Origin of the sequence: Paenibacillus sp. FSL L8-0340 (assembly GCF_038593145.1) — a bacterium.
GTDB lineage: Bacteria > Bacillota > Bacilli > Paenibacillales > Paenibacillaceae > Paenibacillus_AQ.
Genome location: NZ_CP151967.1, coordinates 5,284,858 through 5,303,361 on the forward strand (window position 1 = coordinate 5,284,858; position 18,504 = coordinate 5,303,361).

The 18,504-nt window shown below is 49.2% G+C and carries 13 protein-coding genes; 5 read left to right on the top strand and 8 right to left on the bottom strand.

What is annotated here, in order from left to right; translation table 11 throughout:
- Positions 1-14: 14 nt before the first annotated feature.
- Positions 15-884, bottom strand: a complete 870-nt coding sequence (locus NST07_RS24195; protein WP_038595090.1) for a carbohydrate ABC transporter permease — start codon at positions 882-884, stop codon at positions 15-17.
- 15 nt (positions 885-899) lie between these two features.
- Positions 900-1,784 (bottom strand): ABC transporter permease subunit, encoded by an 885-nt coding sequence (locus NST07_RS24200; RefSeq protein WP_341097737.1) that lies wholly within the window; start codon positions 1,782-1,784, stop codon positions 900-902.
- Positions 1,785-2,107: 323 nt separating this feature from the next.
- On the opposite strand from NST07_RS24200, the gene NST07_RS24205 reads away from it, so the two are divergent.
- Both NST07_RS24205 and NST07_RS24210 read left to right on the top strand, forming a co-directional pair.
- Positions 2,108-3,838 (top strand): histidine kinase, encoded by a 1,731-nt coding sequence (locus NST07_RS24205; protein WP_342480294.1) that lies wholly within the window; start codon positions 2,108-2,110, stop codon positions 3,836-3,838.
- Positions 3,816-5,174 carry a response regulator gene (locus tag NST07_RS24210; protein WP_342480295.1) on the top strand — a complete coding sequence of 453 codons (1,359 nt, stop codon included), beginning with the start codon at positions 3,816-3,818 and terminating at the stop codon, positions 5,172-5,174. Before NST07_RS24205 ends, NST07_RS24210 begins: the two co-directional genes overlap by 23 nt.
- Before the next feature lie 88 nt (positions 5,175-5,262).
- Here NST07_RS24210 and NST07_RS24215 read toward each other — a convergent pair whose 3' ends face one another.
- From NST07_RS24215 to NST07_RS24225, 3 genes are all read right to left on the bottom strand, one after another.
- Positions 5,263-5,784, bottom strand: a complete 522-nt coding sequence (locus NST07_RS24215) for a hypothetical protein (protein WP_342480296.1) — start codon at positions 5,782-5,784, stop codon at positions 5,263-5,265.
- Positions 5,785-5,945: 161 nt separating this feature from the next.
- A complete protein-coding gene (locus NST07_RS24220; protein WP_341094933.1) occupies positions 5,946-6,842 on the bottom strand; it encodes a methyltransferase domain-containing protein in 897 nt (298 codons plus the stop codon).
- Positions 6,843-6,937: 95 nt separating this feature from the next.
- The gene (locus tag NST07_RS24225; RefSeq protein WP_342480297.1) at positions 6,938-7,339 is read right to left on the bottom strand and encodes an RrF2 family transcriptional regulator; all 402 of its coding nucleotides are present in this window, start codon (positions 7,337-7,339) and stop codon (positions 6,938-6,940) included.
- A gap of 311 nt (positions 7,340-7,650) precedes the next feature.
- On the opposite strand from NST07_RS24225, the gene NST07_RS24230 reads away from it, so the two are divergent.
- The 3 genes from NST07_RS24230 to NST07_RS24240 all read left to right on the top strand — a co-directional run bounded on the left by NST07_RS24230 (position 7,651) and on the right by NST07_RS24240 (position 12,639).
- The gene (locus NST07_RS24230; RefSeq protein WP_341094935.1) at positions 7,651-9,609 is read left to right on the top strand and encodes a serine hydrolase; all 1,959 of its coding nucleotides are present in this window, start codon (positions 7,651-7,653) and stop codon (positions 9,607-9,609) included.
- Between the two features lie 86 nt (positions 9,610-9,695).
- Positions 9,696-12,020 carry an ATP-binding protein gene (locus tag NST07_RS24235; RefSeq protein WP_342480298.1) on the top strand — a complete coding sequence of 775 codons (2,325 nt, stop codon included), beginning with the start codon at positions 9,696-9,698 and terminating at the stop codon, positions 12,018-12,020.
- Entirely contained in the window at positions 12,013-12,639 is a 627-nt protein-coding gene (locus NST07_RS24240) for a response regulator transcription factor (RefSeq protein ID WP_341094939.1), read from the top strand. Before NST07_RS24235 ends, NST07_RS24240 begins: the two co-directional genes overlap by 8 nt.
- Positions 12,640-12,794: 155 nt before the next feature.
- Here the strand turns inward: NST07_RS24240 and NST07_RS24245 are convergent, their stop codons facing one another.
- From NST07_RS24245 to NST07_RS24255, 3 genes are all read right to left on the bottom strand, one after another.
- Complete coding sequence (locus tag NST07_RS24245) at positions 12,795-14,843, bottom strand: methyl-accepting chemotaxis protein (RefSeq protein ID WP_341094941.1); 2,049 nt, start codon at positions 14,841-14,843, stop codon at positions 12,795-12,797.
- A 279-nt stretch (positions 14,844-15,122) separates the two neighbouring features.
- Complete coding sequence (locus NST07_RS24250; protein ID WP_341094942.1) at positions 15,123-17,537, bottom strand: TIM-barrel domain-containing protein; 2,415 nt, start codon at positions 17,535-17,537, stop codon at positions 15,123-15,125.
- Positions 17,538-17,572: 35 nt separating this feature from the next.
- Positions 17,573-18,496 (bottom strand): carbohydrate ABC transporter permease, encoded by a 924-nt coding sequence (locus tag NST07_RS24255; protein ID WP_341094944.1) that lies wholly within the window; start codon positions 18,494-18,496, stop codon positions 17,573-17,575.
- Positions 18,497-18,504 lie beyond the last annotated feature (8 nt).

Genomic DNA, 18,504 nt, shown 5'->3' on the forward strand with positions numbered 1-18,504 from the left:
TCCTTTATAGTGGGTTATTCTTTGACTGCACCTAACACGATGCCTTTCACAAAATACTTTTGCAGGAAGGGATAGACCAGAATGATCGGCAAGGTGCTGATAAAAATCTGGGCTGCCTTGATGCTCTGCTCCGACATCGCTGCCGCTTCCGATTGGCTGAGCGCCATACTCTGGGCAGAGCCTTGGACGACGACCGTCTGCAGGAACGATGCCAGCGGGTAGTTCTCAGTATTCGACATATACAGGATACCGTCAAACCAGGCGTTCCAGTGCCCGACCATGATGAACAATCCCACAGTGGCCAAGCCGGGAAGCGACAGCGGCAGGTAGATTTTGCGGAAAATCACGAAGAACGAAGCTCCGTCGATAAACGCGGCTTCTTCCAGCGCCTTCGGAATGGTCTTGAAGAAATTCATGATCAGAATCAAATTGTACGCGCCAAAGGCACCCGGAAGCACCAAGGACCAGATCGTATCTTTTAATCCAAGCTTCGTGACCAGGATATAGGACGGAATTAATCCCCCGGAGAACAGCATGGTGAAGATGAAAACCCACATCAAGGCATTGCGTCCGCGGAAATCCTTGGATAAGGCATAACCCGCAGTCGTAATAATAAACATGCTGATTAAGGTTCCCAGTACGGTTCTGAACACGGATACCTGCATGGAACCGGTGAAGTTGGAGTTTTTAAAGGTTTTGACATAGGCGTCCGCATTGAAATCCACCGGCCAAAAGGAGACCAGATTGCCGTTTATCGCGGCCTTGCTGCTAAGAGATTGCGCGAGCAGATGGAGCATAGGCAAGAAGCATGATAATGCAATCAGAATCAGAAATATATAATTGAAGAACGAAAAGATCTTATATCCCTTGGACTTATGATACACTCTCCATGCTCCTTTCTAGAATATCTTGTAGTTGGCAACCTTATAGGCAATCCGGTATGAAATGACGATCAATATAAAACTGATGCCTGATTTGAACAACCCGACGGCAGTACCGAACCCGTATTGTCCATTCAATAAGGAAGACCGGTACACGTACGTATCGATAATATCTCCTGTGCTATAGACAAGCGGATTGTAAAGGTTAAAGATTTGATCAAAGCCCGCATCGAGGATATTCCCCAGGCTCAGTGTAGCAATGACGATGATCATCGGCATCATGCTCGGCAAAGTAACATGCCTGATTTGCTGCCAGCGTGAAGCGCCGTCGATCTCTGCAGCCTCATAATAGGAAGGGTCGATCCCGGTGATGACCGCCAGGTAGACAATCATGCCGAAGCCGAAATTTTTCCACAGGTCACTGATAATAACCGTCGGCCTGAACAGGACCGGATCACCCAGGAAGAAGATCGGTTTCGATCCAAACAGATTGGATAGAAAGTGATTGATGCCGCCGTCCAGTCCCAGAATATCAATCATAATTCCGGCAACGGTTACCCATGATAAGAAATGGGGCAAATACACCAAGGTCTGGATACTTTTCTTGACTCCCACATTTCTGATTTCACTTAAGAGGATTGCCATGAAGATTGGAACGATAATGCCGACAATAATTTTGATTACAGCAATGATGAGCGTGTTGGTAATGGCCTGTGTCGCTTCTTTATACTGGAAGATTCTCGCGAAGTTGTCCCAGCCGATCCACGTTGAGCCGGTAAGTCCCAGCCAGGGCTTGTAATCCTGAAAAGCCATCACCAGGCCGACCATCGGTCCGTACGCAAAGATAAGAACAAATACGAGTGCCGGGATACAGAGCACATACAGCGGCCAGTTTTTCCTGATCTCCTTGTTCCAGGGATTTTTGCTGCTTTTTTTCCTGTCATCTGTCTTTAACGTCCCCGCTTGGGTATTTATAACCTGAGCTATTTGTGTTACCCCCTTTTATCATGCCAAGAAGTTTTTCTTTCAGGTTTAATGTTAGCAAAAGCGCTTTCATCCTAAAATGTCTTAATCTAAAGATCATAACCAATCCCTAAACATGTTTGATAAGCGCTTTCATTTTGCGGCTGAATAATCTTTTTCTTTTGAATTTAATCAATTATGATAGATTTATACGGAAGGACACGAATCCGGCAACCGCCAGTATTGGGAACGAGGAAGTGAATATGATTAAAAAAGTGAATATGAAACGGTTCATCTACTTTTTCGTTTTTTTTCTGCTGCTTACGCTGGGACTGTTTTTTATCATGAATACGTTGGGTTCAAGAACGATTCAGGACAGTTTGATCAACTCCTCCAAAAATCAGCTGGCTTATGCGGAGAGCATTATGGATGGTGTCATCTCCGAGGCAAGCATGTACGGTATCCAGTATACCGCCGACAATGATGTGCGGTTCTATCAGAACCGGAAACAGGATTTAAGCAACTATGATGGACAGATGAATAAGAATGAAATCTCGGAGCGGTTATCGGATCAGCTCTTTTCGAGTCTGGCGGTAGAATCCATCGGGATTTACTGGAAGCCGGATGGCACCTTTATTCAGACCGGCCATGATTCGCTGGCTAAGCTTCCCTTCGAACAGGTCACTGAGCGCGGCTGGCAGACCTATAATAACAGCCTGTATTATTTTTCAGTCTACCCCTACATCCATCAGCCCAAAAACCCGGCAAATATTCAATACATCGTGGGCGTGAAGCTCAAGAAGGAATATCTGGTCAGCCTGCTGGGCAAAGCGGTTAACGGCGACAGCTCCAATGCTTTTTTCCTTGTGAACAACAACCTGGTGATTAGCGGCAAACCTGTAGACAGTCGTATCGTGCAAAAAGCCAAGGAGACGATCACACCGGATACGCAGCGAATCCTGAAATTTGACTATCATACCGGCGAAGACGACTATTATGTGTTGTCTAAATATATCGAGCCTATTGACACATATCTTGTGACATATACAAGGATGAGTGATTTCCTGAATCCGCTGGACCGGAATCAGCAGGTATTCGTGGGCAGTATCCTGGTCATTCTGATTATTGGGCTGATCGTCATTCTGATGTTCTACCGGAATTTCTACCGGAATGTTCATTTGCTGGGCAAGAAATTTTATCAGGTGGAGCAAGGGAATTACAGCACACGGATCAGCGAGAATCCCGTTAATGAATTTTTTAATCTGTTCAAAAGCTTTAACCACATGGTGCTCAAAACCCAGAATCTGTTTGCGTCCCTGAAGATTGAAACAGAGCTGCGGAGAGATGCCGAGGTGAAGCAGCTGCAGGCGCAGATCAATCCGCATTTTCTGTATAACAGCCTCTTCTTCATTATGTCGATGGCGAAGACGTCTCCGGAGGCTGTCATGCAGATGAGCAAACATCTGGCTGAATATTACCGCTATCTGACGAAGCTGGACCGCCATGACGCCACTCTGGCCTCTGAGCTGCAGCTTGCGGATCATTTTTTATCCATCATGTCCCTATGCAAAGAGATTCATTATGAAATCAAGCTGCCCCCGGAGCTGGGAGAACATCGTATTATGCCGCTCATTATCCAGCCGATCGTAGAGAACGCCATCCAGCATGGCATTGAAGAGCGGCAAGGCGCCCATCGGGTCTCCATAGAGTTAAAAGCTCTTGATGACGGTGCGCTGATCATCATTGCGGATGACGGCAAGGGGCTTGCGCCGGAGCAAATCGTTCTGCTGGCAGCAAGGGTCGAAAGCGAATCCCCTCCGCCAGGCTCCAGTGGAATCGGTCTGTGGAATATACATCAGCGTCTTAAAAATGCTTACGGCGAATTAAGCGGCCTGCGTTTCTTCACCAATGACTGGGGCGGCTTGTCCGTGATGGCCTACATTGATTTCTCGCTGGATGAAGGAGGAGAACATGCGATTACTGATTGTGGATGACGGACATTACATTGTTGAATACTTAAAACATCTGCTGGATTGGAAGAAATTCGGCATACACCAGATTGTGACCTCAACTAATTCGGTTGAAGCCAAGCAATTATTGAACCAGAATCAGATTGATATTCTGATTACGGATATCCGCATGCCCGAGGTGTCCGGCATTGATTTGCTGGAGCATATTAATGAGAACATGCTTAAGACCAAAGTGGTTTTTCTCTCGGGCTACTCTCAATTTGATTATGCGCAGAAAGCGATCCGGCTGGGCGCTCTGGATTATTTGCTGAAGCCCGTGGATAAAGAGGATATGGAGAAAGCGATGAAGCAAGTGCTCAAAAGCATTGATGAGCAGCAGCTGAAGCCCCAGATTACGTGGGAGAAATTTGACGGGCTGGGTTATCTGCTGTCCGTTATTGGCGGACCCTCCCCCGCAGGCACTGATTTCAGTGCTTATGATACCGTACTGCTGAAGGAGACCTTTTGCTTCTTTCAGGTTCCAGATGCAGAGGGAGCAGATGAAATCACCTTAAGAGACAACAGCCGGGAGCTGGATCAATTGATTTGGACGACAGGCCCGGGGCTGGCAGGATTAATCCTGGAATCCGACGCTCAGAAGCTCGCGCACAGCATCAGCAATATTTCCTTTTCGGAGAAATTTGAATTTAGCCGGAAGAATGCCGTCCGGCAAATCTTCTGCCAGTTTTATTACCAGGAGGAAGTTCACGCGGGTGACTGTACCCTGCTGCAGGACTGTACTGCTCATCCTAAGTGGGAGCCTGGAGAATGGGAGCTGACCAGAAAGAACATTCTCAAGACCTTCGCCCAGCTTGGTTCCAGAAAGCAGAAAATTCTCTATCTGCTCGACTTTATTCAGCGGGTGTATTTCTCTGTCAGCCGGCTGCAGCAGGTTGAGGTCGCAGGTTGGATCTTCAGTCAACTGGCAGAGCCGGACGCTGCACTTGAGTCCATTCTGCTCTGCATCACCCAATTCGAGCGAAGCGCAAAATTGTCTAACAGCCATATTGTCCAAACCATACAATCTCATATTGCCGGTCATATCGGCGATGGTTTGAGCCTGGACGATCTGGGTAAAATTGTTCATCTTCATCCTGTCTATCTGTCTAAAGTGTATAAGCAGGAAACCGGTGAGAATCTATCGAACTTCATTGCAGCCAAACGATTGGAAAAAGCCTCCCAGCTATTGATAGAGTCCAATTTGCATGTAATCGATATTTCTCATATGGTCGGTTACAAGAAGCCGCAGTATTTCATCAAGCTGTTCAAGGATCAGTATGGAATCACACCTTATCAATACCGCAGACAACAGATTCAATAATAAACAAGGCGGTCCCCATCCTCTAAGTGAGAGAATGGGGACCGCCCTGTATTTATATCATTTAACGGGAATACACAAGTGCTCTTCCTTACTTCTGCAGCTCCAGATCCTTCTGTTTCAGCAGATCTGTGTATTCTGATTTATACTGCTCCAGCTTAAGCTTCAATTCAGCATTATTGGCATCTGTCTTCAGCAGGCTGCTGGTCACCAGAATGTTATCGACAACAGTATCAATTTTTTCGTCAATTTGCTTGATTTTATTTTTGGTGACCGCCGGCAAAGGGTCCGGTGTTGCGGTCGGCCGCGGTCCCAGGACGGCATTGGTATTTTTATCATTGGCCAATGCGCCCGCTCCGCTACCTTTCTCATCCAGGTTAATATTCTTGCCGGATATCGAAACCTTATAGCCAGCCAGTTCTCCGATTGCGCGCACCGGGGCGTAGCTTTTCCCATCAATGATTATGGCTGGATCTACCAGCTTCTTGCCGTATACGTTGACTGTATATTCCGCTTGGATTTTCTTTCCTACCAGAGTAGAGGTAGCCCCGAGCGCCTGCGCACTAACCATCAGTATTGCCCCGGCAAGAAATCCGGCAGCAATCTTTTTCATAAGAAATTCACTCCCCGTTAAATAATGTACTACTATCTTAGCATTTTACAGCTCCTGATAGAAATCGTTGGCCGACAATTTTCGCCTTCTGCTGCGGCCGCAAAGAAAAAAGGCGTATTTCCACAAGGAAAATACACCTTAGAAGCGGTTAATTATACGTTTTATGATTTGCTGTACATATTCTGATCCTGCAGCCGGATCAGCACCTTGCCGAAACGTCCGCCCTGCTGAACCGTTACCTTCTTCTCCTGATACGTGCTGCGTATATAATCCGTAACAATATTCCGGGAAACTTCGTGGGCAGGCAGATGATGCATCTTCAACAGTTGCAAGACCTCTTCAATTGCCGCCTCTACGGAAATTTCGGTGCTTTTCATTTCTCGTGTCACAATGGACTCATAGGCATAGCCTTTCAAGTAAAGCAGCTGGTTCAAATACGCCATATCTGAGGAATCCGGGTGCATCTTCCTACCGGTCAGCAGCGGCATCACCTCATTAATAAGACTATGCTGTCTGCTCCCAGCTGAAGTACTGATATAACAATATTGACGGGCACAGCTCAGCACTCTCTCTACGCTATCCCAGTCAATGATCACCGGACACATGGAGACGAATACCAGATCAAACCCTTTCTCCCAGCCCATTGCAGTTATGTCAAGGTCCTCGAAAGCTTCCCGCACTAAGGTTATCTTTTCTTTTCCGGGGCTGACACGGGCTGTATTGGCTTCAAATAAATCAGCCAGCGGTACGTTGGGCTCAACAGCGGTAACCTTGGCCCCGCGCTCGGCAAAAGGTACACTGAAGCCCCCTGAAGCCGCACCGATATCCAGCACGCTGAGTCCGGCAAAATCCACTCCCTGCCCTTCCATCCAGCCGATGATCCGCTCGCTTCTGCGTCTTCCGCCTTCACTGAATACCTCTTCATCAAACACCTTGGCCTTGTGATCGAACCCATGCGTGGGATCAATTCCAGCACGCTTCATCTGGTTGGCCGTGGATGAGGGGTCCTCCTTCCACGCCTGCTCCCACAATTGAATATCAAATAAATCTGTTGCCATCTTTGCTCATCCCTTTCTTGAATATCATTTAGCCTGCATTTAATAGACTTAACAGACTTATTATATCTATAATTTAATTGCAAAAATAACGGCGGTTATAAAGCCACCGTTATCTGTGCAGCAAGCTCGGAGATTTTTTTTTTCCGCAAATAATCTTCCATCCGCCGTTCAGCTTCCACCATTTCCTGCTGAATCAGACACTCGCTGGGATGATTTAGCGTGCAATCAAACAACGAGGCCGTGCCTTCAATGGCATGAATGATGTCGAGAAATGAAATGTCTTCCTTCTTACGTTTGAGCCGATAACCGCCATTCGCACCCGATGCAGACTCGATCAGTCCAGCTTTCACAAGTTTGGTCAATATCTTGGACAGATACGTAGGGGAAACCTCCTGCCGCTCTGCCAGCTGCTGTACGCCTACCGGCTTGTCGGACGCAGCCACCACCAAAAAGAGCATCGTATGCAGCGCATAATTTGTTGCCTTTGAATATTTCATCTTCCACCTCAATCAAAGACTTTATTAGTCTATAATAACTTTTATTCGCTCGGATTGCAAGCTGCTGTTGCTGTTATGTAGCACATTTGCATAAATTTCCAATTATAACATGCTGAGAATACTAATAGGTTTCTTATTGGTGTCTGTATAAACTTCGGCAAGGCCAAATCAGGCGCAGGCTTCCAGCCTCCCCTTTGCGTGCTCCCGCAAAATTCATGCGGCTGATCCGCGCCCGCTGCCCGCTTCTACGGATTTCAGGCTGATGCAGTTATGATAGGATAAGGGCTCAACCTGATCAAAGGAGCACATTTATGAGAAAAATTATACTTGTTGTTATGGCCTTCTTGATGTTCCCCCTCTCTGCATTTGCCGCCGGTCCGCCAGGCTCACCCTCTGCGGTTACGCTCAACATGGAGGACGCGAAGCGGTTTGGCGATGATTTTTTTAAGCAGCCAGAGATACAGGAGCAGCTGGCTGGAGCTGTTCTAGTCATCGTAAAGGATGGAAAAATTCTGCTGAACCAGGGCTATGGGTATGCCAATATTGCTGCCAAACAGCCGGTTGATGCGGAGAAGACCTTGTTTCGCCTGGCTTCCGTATCCAAGCTGTTTACTGCAGCAGGCGTGATGCAGCTGAGCGAATCAGGCAAGGTTGATCTGGACACAGACGTGCAGAGTTATCTGACGGGTCTGCACATTAACAACACAAGCGGATTCCCGCTTACCCTCAAACATCTAATGACCCATACTACCGGTTTCGACAACGGAGATGTCCTTGAATCCGGGACCCCTTCCACACTGGAGAAATTCGTGAAGGAGAAGATGCCTACCATCGTCCGCAAGCCGGGTGAGGTCTACCGCTATGACAACTTCGGCTTCTCCCTGCAAGGTTACATCATTCAACAAGTCTCCCGGATGCCCTTTGAGAATTACATGGCCGAAAAGCTATTTAAACCGCTAGGAATGGGCAACACCAGCTTCATTTTTGATGATAAGGTGATCAAGCGGATGGCCACCCCTTATGATAATCAGCTGCAGCCGACCGGGCAGATTCCCAACGACCCGCTTAGTGCTCCTGAAGGCGGCATGACTTCTACCGGGAAGGATATGGCCCAGTTCATGCTTGCGATGCTGAACGGCGGGAAGAAGGGGGAGAACCGGATTCTCCAACCAGAATCCATACAGGCCATGGAGCACAGCAGCGTAACGATCCATCCTAAGGTCCCAGGAAACGGTTATGCCTTCGAGTCTACCTACTCGCAGGACTACAACGGATATAAGGTTGCAGAGAAAGGCGGCGATTTATCCGGCTTTCATTCTAATCTATGGCTGCTGCCTGAACAGAACACGGGAATCTTTCTCGCACTGAACAGCGATAAAGGTAATCTGCGCCAGCCCATGTTCCATCAGTTCATGAACCGTTATTTCCCTGAGACAAGCAAGGCACCCGCTTCCATCGAGCCTGCAGCTACCCAAGAGCAGCTGCAGCGTTTCGCAGGCTTGTACCGCCACCTGCGAACACCAGCCTTAACTTCGGAGGTCACCGCAATAGACGGCGCACTGCTGGTTAAGGATGTGTTCGGCGAGCATAAGCTGCGGCAGACTGAGGAACTGCTGTTTTATGATGAAGAAGACAAGCCGGCCGGCTTCAAGCTGGATGCCGACGGCAAGGTGCTGTACTTCTATTACAACCAGCCCGACAGCTGGCTTGAAAAGCTGCCTGAGCCCCAGCACTTCAGCGACGTAGGCTCTGATCATCCCTATGCCAAATACATCTATAATCTTGTTCAGCTGGGCGCCATTCCTGAAAGCACTGGACCCTTCCAGCCGGATCGTCCAGTTACACGCGGACAATTCATTGCCCAGTTGATACCTCTTGCCGGATTTCAATCATCGGCCCGGCCCAGCGCATTCAAAGACACCAAGGGCAGCCCTTATGAGACTGCCATTCAGACTGCGCTTGATTACGGTGTCGTTCAAGGACTGCCGGGCAGTTATTTCGGCCCCGACCTGCCTCTGACACGTGAACAGGCTGCAACCTTTGTCTGGCGGATTGCCCATATTGGTCTGGGAGCCGCCCCGGTGAAGGCTGCTGTGCAGAAGCCCTTCTCGGACTGGGCCGCTGAGGGTGTCCAGTATGTGGTTGGCCGCGGCCTTTATGGTCCTGACGCAGAATTGTCAGACGGGCAAGTAAATTACAGAGCACAGGATCCAATGCTGAATCAGGAGGCCGCAGCTTTAATCTACCGGCTGCTGCAAAACCTGCTATAACAACAAGGCAGCCGAACAGGCGATTCGAGACGAATCGCCTGTTTTATCATATACTTTTAAGAAAAGAGGATAAAGGATTGTGAACCATGTTCAGCTTTCTTCAACGCCCCCGTGTCAGCCGTAGGATCATCTACATCTTCATGGGACTTGTTGTGCTCGCCACAACCTATATACAGATTCAATTATTCACCAATCCCTACTCAGGCATCAGCGTGGAACCGAATTCCAGCGGCGGATGGATCATCTCCAGAATCGATAGGGACAGCCCCGGTTCGAGAACAAACCTCAAACCAGGTGATCGTATTCTCGCTTTCGATGGGGAGCCGGAACCGGAAGTATTTATCGTTGACAGAAGGCGATTGCTTACTGGAACCCATAGTCTGAAGGTTGAAAGCAAGGAAGGGCAGCCGTATACCCTTCAGCTTAAAGCTGGCAGTAAAGACAAACTGGAGAATGGCTTTGCCTTCGTCATGGAAATCTTTTTGGTGGGTGTAGGCACTTATGCCCTGTGCAGGAATCCTGAATCGCTGCTGATCCGCAGATTTCTGCTGATGAATCTGTTGTTTGCATTCGTCATAGTGGCGCTGTTCTCGGATGAGCTTATGCTCTCCGGCTACCTGTTCACTTTCTGTGCAATCTGGATGCCTTATGCGATAATTTCCTTCTATCTGCTGTTTGCCTTCCGTCCTATTTATTCAAAATTCCGTGCCTTACTGCGGGGGTATCAGGTCTACTCGCTGATGTTCTCGGTCTTTGCTGTAGGCTTTATGCTGCAGCGTCATGTATATGACTGGGTAACCAATGTTCTGAATGTAGCCTTGCTTGCCACACTGCTGCTGATGGCTGCCATAACGGTCTGGCACTGGAGCAAATTCGACCGGATTGAGAAGAATCAGCTCTACATTCTGTTTACAGGAATAACCGTGAGTCTGCTTCCTTATGTATGGCTGTATGCCCTGCCCTATCTGTTATGGGACCGGTACTGGATCACGGCAGAATATGCGTTGGTCGGTCTGGTGCCGATTTCTGCAACGTTCACTTATCTGCTCGTCCAGCGTCAGGTTCTGGACATGAGATTTTATATTCCCAGATTGGCCGCGCACAGCCTGTACTTCAGCCTGACACTAGTGCTATTTCTATTGACAACCGTCTGGGGTTCGATAGGATACGCGGTACTCTTGTTCATTCTGCTGGCGCTGCTGACCGGCGGCTATCGTCTGCTGCTGCGGCGGCTGCGGCATGGGGAAAAGCGCAAAAAAGACTGGCTGGAGCAACAGAAGCTGCTTCTCTCGCTACAGCTGGCCGGAAACAAGAATATCCGCGATATCCTCAAGCTGTTTGCTGAGCTTCTGCAGGATATGATTGAAGTTGAAGGTCTTACACTGGTCTATTTCGATGACAGCTCCCTGCCGCTAGTACATAACACAGGGATTTACGAGGAGAAAGGGACAAAGGGTCCGGCTCCGTTACGGGACACCCCCGACCTTGAATGGTCCGCCGGCGGCGAATACGCTGCCGTATTCGAGCTGGTGCATGAACTGGAGGAGCAGCGGCTGGGCTACCTGTGCCTTGGACCGAAGCGCAATCAGACCTTGTTCTCTGCCGAAGAACAGCGGATCATCCAGAAATTCCGCAGTGAAGCTGTTCAGATGCTTATGAACGCCCGCCATCTGCTCCGCTTGAGGCGCGAATATGAGGACAATCAAAAGCAGATTGACCATTATGAGCGCCAGGTGCATGATTTCCGCAGCTATAGCCAGAGCTTGCTGGAGGCCCGAGAAGCAGAGAAGGTCCGCATCTCTTATTTCCTGCATGATGACCTGCTGCAGAACCTGATCTTCTTGTCCCGGGATCTGGAGGAGCTGCATGATACCGGGAGATACCAGCAGGAGCGCAATGCGAAATGGCTCAAATGTCTGGCCGATTCTCAGCGCAGCATCCGGGCGCTCAGCGATCATTTATATCCGCATATTCTCGATAAAGGCGATCTGCAGGAAGCACTGCACTGGCTGCTGCAAGACATGAATCGCCTGGAGGAGCTTAACGTGACCCTGCAGTTTGAGGCTCCATTGCCGGACGCCTTCCCTGTCTTTATCAAGGCGAGTCTCTTCCGGGCAGCCCGTGAGCTGGTCGTCAACGTTTTCAAGCATGCGATGGCTTCCGAACTGAAGGTCCGTGTCTGGATAGACGGTGACAGCATCTATTGCAGCGTGTCCGACAACGGCGTAGGCTTCAACAGAAATATTGCTGTGACCGCTCCTCCAGACGGCCGCCCCCGCTTCGGGCTGCTGTCGATCCGGGAACAGATGGAGCATCTGGGCGGAACGGCTCTGATTGACTCCGTGCCGGAACAGGGAACCTCGGTCACACTCAAAATCCCTCTTTATAAGGAGCAGTCTTCTCATGAATGATAATATAACCCTGTATATTCTTGATGATCACCCCCTTGTGCTGGACGGGCTTAAGAGCCGTCTGGACGAGGAGCCCGGCCTTGAAGTTCTGCGGACCTTCACAGATCCGGTAGAATTCCTGGCAGAGACGGCGCTGCTGCGCCCGGATGTAGTGCTGATGGATATCTCGCTGCCGCAGATGGACGGCTTCCAGGTAGCCCGGCTGTTGAAAGAGAACTACGGTAATGCGCTGAAGATTATTCTCTTATCCGGCTATACCTACGAAGAATTCTACTACAAAGCGTACCGAATCGGCGTTCATGCCTACCTCTCCAAACAAAGCTCATACAGCATCATTATCAACGCGATCAAACAAAGTGTGCTGGGCAATATTCTGGTCCCTGAGCATCTTCGGGCTTCCGCTTCTCCAGACGCGCTAACAGCAACCGAACGAAAAGTACTGCGCTGGCTGGCGAAGGAGAAAACCAACAAGGAAATTGCCACGGAGCTGGCCTTAAGCCAGCGGACTGTTGAATACCATCTGGCCGCAATCAATCAGAAGCTGGGGGTGAAGACAAGAATCGGGGCTGTGGTGAAGGGGTTTGAGTGTGGTTTATTAACTTTTGGGGATGAGGATTGAGGAAAAAGGAATACAGGCCTTCAGTGGATATCCTACAAAAAAAGGTTATCCTTATCCCCAGTGGGCTATGGATAACCTTCATGTATATTTACTGCTTTGTCAGCTTGCGGGTTGCTGTTTGTCTCTGGTTCTCGGGTTCTTCCATTGCTTCAAGTTTATTTAATCTTGAATTGCTCAAGCAAGTTTTGCAGTTCCTGAACCATGGAACTCAATGATTTAGCGGAGTGTGAAACCTCTTCCATGGAAGCCTGCTGTTGTTCACTGGCTGCGGCAACATTTTGGGTGGCATCTGATGCTTCTCCTGAAATACGGGCAAGTTCTTCCATAGTAGCGCTAATTTCCTGGGAGCCGGCAGACATTTGCTCAGAGACTGCAGATACCTCCTGAATTTGGTTAACCATTTGTTGAATTTCCACTACAATTCCGTTAAAGGCTTCCCCCGCGTGTTCCACGAGCACAGTGCTGGAATTGACCGCTTTCGTTCCGACTTCAACCGATTGTACCGCCGCTCGGGTCTCCCCTTGTATTTCTTCAATAATCTCCCGGACCTTCCCGGCAGAATCTTTGGTTTGTTCGGATAACTTACGAATTTCCGCAGCAACTACAGCAAATCCCTTACCATGCTCACCAGCGCGTGCTGCTTCAATCCCGGCATTCAGGGACAGCAGATTGGTTTGTGTACTTATTCCGCTAATCACATTGATTATATTGCCTATATCACTGGAACGTTCTCTGAGCTGCTCCATATGCGAAGCCGTGACCGAGACCGAACGATTGGCTTCGTTCATATCATGAACTGCCTGCTGAATGATCTTATTCCCTTGCGCCGCCTGCTGTGAGGTGTTTTGTGAAGCATCATGCAAAATGGATGAAGACTCAGAAATCCGTTGGATGCCGATGGCCAGCTCCTCAAGCGACCTGGCGCTTTCTTGTGTTCCCACAAGCTGCGTCTCGGCACCAGCAGCCACTTCTTGAATGGTGTTGGCTATATCCTCAGCCACTATAGTTGTCTGGTCTGCACTCGCCGTCAACTCTTCAGCTGTAGAGGCAACATGCAAGGAATGTTCGGTGACTTTACCCATCATTTTATTCAGAAGGTCACTTGTATAATTTAAATTCTCTGCCATCCTGCCAAATTCATCCTTCGTTTTCACCTCAATGGAATAGGTGAAGTCCCCTTGAGCCAGGTGCTCGGCCATTGCATTAACACGTGAAGTATGCGCTGTCAAGTTGCGGGCGTAGAGTAGAATAACCACTACAATCAGAGCCATACCAATGATTAGAAAGATCAAAGTTTGCAGCAACAGTGCATTCAACTTTTCTTTAAGTTCTTGATCCGGCAAGGCTACAGCGACGATCCAGTCTGTCTGCTCCAGCTTTGAGAAATACACATGGATGAGTCCTTCTGAGGAAGTGTAGGTTGCAGCGCCCTTTCCATCTTTCAAAATAGTTTTCGCTAAAGTGGACACGACGGGGTCCTGCTCCTCCTGAAGTTTTACCTTCATGATTTTATCCGTCTCGGGTCCTGCTAAATAAGTACCGTCTTTATCAAGCATAAACGCCCATCCGCTATCACCTACATTTGTCTCTGAGATGATATTTTGCACAGTATCCAAATTGATGTCTCCGGTAGCTACTGCAATGAAACGTTCTTGATCATCATACACAGGAACTGATGCGGTAACCATGGTTGACTTGGTTTTTTCATCATAGAATGGGGCTGTATATTGTATCTCTTTTTGATTGGCTGCAATTTTATACCATGCTTGCGCTGGATAATTGTAGCTGGGATCACTATAGTCATGTGTAACGGTAATTTGATTCTGATCGCGAAAGGCATAGGAAGAAACAAACTTTGTATCATCCTCATATACATTAGGTTCAAAATAAATGCCTACGCCGAAGGTATCTTTGTTGATATCCAGTGAGTTTTTGAGAGCCGCATCATAATCCTCCAGGCTCAGCTTACTGTAATGACCTTGAATAGATTTCGCTATCGTTTCCGGCACTCTACCGTGAGAGGTTATCCGGTTCTGAATGCTTTGATTGGTATTTGCCAGTTGCTCCTTCATGCTGTTCTCCGTCTGTTCAAGCAATAAACCATGGGATTTAAAGATAACAGCAGAAGATACTCCAATAACAATTACAAGTAAAAGCGGCATAATGAGAAGTAGTGTTTTTGCTTTGATGCTTCTAAGTTGCATTTCTAACAGCCTCATTTCCTGAATAAAATTAACAATATATCGTATATATCGGCATTATTCGACATTTTTTTCAGTGGTATTTGTTTACATTTTCCAGATATTAGAGGTATAAGATTCATCATTGAGCAACAAATTACTGCCTAGTGTAAGCAATTCTGAGCTTGCGACACAACAAACAAGCCCGACTTCCCGGGCTTGTTTGTTGTGTATGATAGCAGTCGTGTCCTATTCTCTGCACTGAAAACCGGCTTCATCTTTGCGGTAGACGGCGGCCGATCTCTATCTGGCAGTCAATATTTCGCATAACGCTCCATAGAGCGAATGCTCCAGATCCATCGAAGCAAGGGAAGCAAGGGCCGCTGCCGGACCTGAAGCTTCCTTCACCACACGGTAAATTTGTTCTTTCAATTGGAACAGGATCTGCGCATGGTTCAGCAGCTCAAATGCCTCCTCCTCCACCCGGTTTACGGAAATCCGGGCACTGGCGAACATCACTTCAAGTAATGAAGCTACCGGCAGCTCAGGGATGATAACCGTTAGCGTATGCGAAACTTCATCATATCCGGTTTCGGCGGCAATATCCCCGCCATCTGCCATCACCGTTACCCGGCTGTCGGCGAAGCCGATAAAGGACAGCTTCCAGGTCCGCCGCTCCGGCACAACTGCTGTATTTCCGCTGGCAGGGTGAATCTTAAAGGCTGCAGCCTCTCCCCAGCTCAGGAGCATTTCTGTGCTGCACCATTGCTCATCGCTGTCCTCTACAGCATCTCCGTTATCCTCCCACAGCTGAAAACAGCCGTTGCATCCGGCAAATACCATGATCTCCAGATGCTGCGGATTGGCCACCGATGAGGTATATTCCGTCAGGTCCGCCATAGGAAGAATGGCTCCGGCCTTGGCCAGCACCGGAATGCTCTCCAGGTTCCGGTAGAGCGACAGCTTTCTTCCGCCGTCATATACTCTTCCGCTGAAGTAATCCACCCAGATCCCTTCCGGCAGCCAAGCCTTGAATTCGGCAACGCCTGTCTGCTTGTCTACCGGTTGTGTGATCGGACAGGCTATCAGCTCCGTGCCAAAATAATATTGGTTCGGGACCTCATACGCCTCAAGGCGCTCCGCATGATGGTAATACATGGGGCGGATCAGCGGAAGACCTTCGCGGCTGGCATAGCGGTTCATCGTGTATAAATATGGAAGCAGACGGTGCCGCAGGCGCAGCGACTGCTTCATCACATTCTCCGCGACCTTGTTGAACCGCCAAGGCTCCTTGCTGTTGAACCGGCTCGCTGAGCTGTGCAGACGCAGAATAGGTGAGAATACACCGAACTGCACCCAGCGCATCACCAGCTCATCGTCCAGATAACCCAGCATATGACCGCCGATATCATGGCTCCACCAGCCATAACCTGCATTCGACGCGTTGGCCGTAAAGTAAGGCTGGAAATCCAGTGACTCCCAGGTGACAATGGTGTCCCCGGAGAATCCGACAGGATAACGGTGGCTTCCAAGTCCGGCATAGCGGGAGAAGGTCAACCGCCTGTTCCCCCGGCGTCCGCTGTCCAGGAAGTGGTAGTGGTTCAGCATCCACAGGGGATCAAGGCCCGGAACCTTGGTTACCCCGCCCTGCTGCCAGTCAATCCACCAGAAATCCACTCCCTCTTCTTCAAGCGGATGATGCAGATACTTGAAGTAGGCCTGCAGAAATTCCGGATCGGTGATATCAAATTCCACCGCATCGCCTTGTTCCGGATTCATGCCCAGCTCCGCCGCAATCGCCAGGTACGGACCTTCGAAGGCCCGCACACCATCCGCCGGATGGACATTAAGTGTTACGCGCAGCCCTGTGTCATGCAGCCAAGTCAGAAAACCCTTCGGGTCCGGGAACAGCTCCCTGTTCCAGGTGTAGCCTGTCCAGCCGCTGCCGTACTGCGGATCAATGTCGACCAGATGCCAATCCATATCCATAACTGCAACAGAGAATGGAATCTGCTCCAGTTCGAACCGCTCCATCAGCCCTTTATATTCATCTTCTGTATAGCGGTAATACCGGCTCCACCAGTTGCCGAGCGCATAACGCGGCAAAAGCGGTGTGGGACCGCACAATTGGTAGAAATCCTTAAGACAGTTCAAGTAATCGTGGCCGTAGCCGAAAAAATACAGGTCCTGGGCTTCTTGCCTCCGCGGCTCAACCTCACCACCTTCTTCCAACAGGAGCGAAGCACTATCATCCATGAGGGTGTAGCCGCTGCGTGACAATAGTCCGTGCTCCAGCGGAATGGCGCCGTCCGCCTGATCCAGTGTGCGTGCCGTACCACCCAAGTCCTGCGGCGTATCGCCGTAATTCCAGACGCTCATCAGGTGGCCCTGCCCGTTTCTTACCCGCACGCTGAGGCCATGGCGGGAGAAGGGCTGCTTGTCATAACTCAGATGCAGATACTCTGTAATGACTTCCAGCCTGTTCCCATGATCGATCAGCCGGAAGTCCGGAACGGCAAAGCTGCGGTTCAGCACAGTCTGGGTGGCCCGGTCTTCAAAACAGCCCGGCCCGCTGTATTCCATCCGGATCAGCTGTGGTGTCATTATCGTGAACCGGAAATGCCCGCCCTCAATTATCGCTTCAGGATGAGCATTTGGCTTGGAGTGGAGCTTGAAATGAGCAGGTATCTGCCGCTGCTTAAGAACTTTTTGTTCCATGGTCAACCTCTTTTCTGGTTATAGGCGAGAGAGGGCTATTCCTTCACGGCCCCGATCATAACCCCTTGATTAAAGTACTTCTGCACAAACGGATACACACACATAATTGGAACCGTGGCCACGATGATCACGGAATAGCGCATCATATTAGCCAAACGCAGTGCGATTTGGGCAGCTTCGCCAGTTCCCATGCCCGACTGCATCTGATTGGTGATCAGAATGTTGCGGAGAATCAGCTGCAGCGGATGCAGGTTCGGATTTTTCAAATAAATCAGCGCATTAAAATATGAATTCCAGTAGCCGACAGCAATCCATAATCCCAGTACCGCAATGATAGCTTTGGAGAGCGGCAGAACCACTTGGGCAAAATAACGCAGGTTCCCGCAGCCGTCGATCTGCGCTGCTTCCCACAAATCTCCGGGAATGCTGGTCTGGAAAAAGGTACGGGCAACAATAATGTTATAAACGCCCACTGAAAAAGGCAGCACCATGACCAGGAAGGTATCGTACATATGAAAATCGCGGATTGTCAGGAAGGTCGGAATCAGACCGCCGTTAAAAAACATCGTAAAGATGAAGAAGAGCGACAGAAACTTTCGTCCGGCAAGATCCTTCCGGGACAGTGCATAGGCTGCCGAGATATTGACCAACAGCCCAATGACTGTTCCCACCACCGTGTAGAGGATTGTATTCCGGTACCCGATCCAAATGTTTTCATGCCGCAGCAGCTCTTTGTAGCCGTCAAAGGTGAACCCTTTGGGGAACAGCCACACCTGTCCGCCCGCCACTGCAGAAGGATCACTGAACGAAGCGATAATGATAAAATACAGCGGGTACATCAGGATGATCAGAAAGACCGCCGCAATGGCATACATTACATATTCCATAACCGTGTCCGAGGAACGGTTGTTTTTTATTTTCCCCATGTTCTCCTTCACTACAGGTTCCAAGACTCCCATGTCTAAGT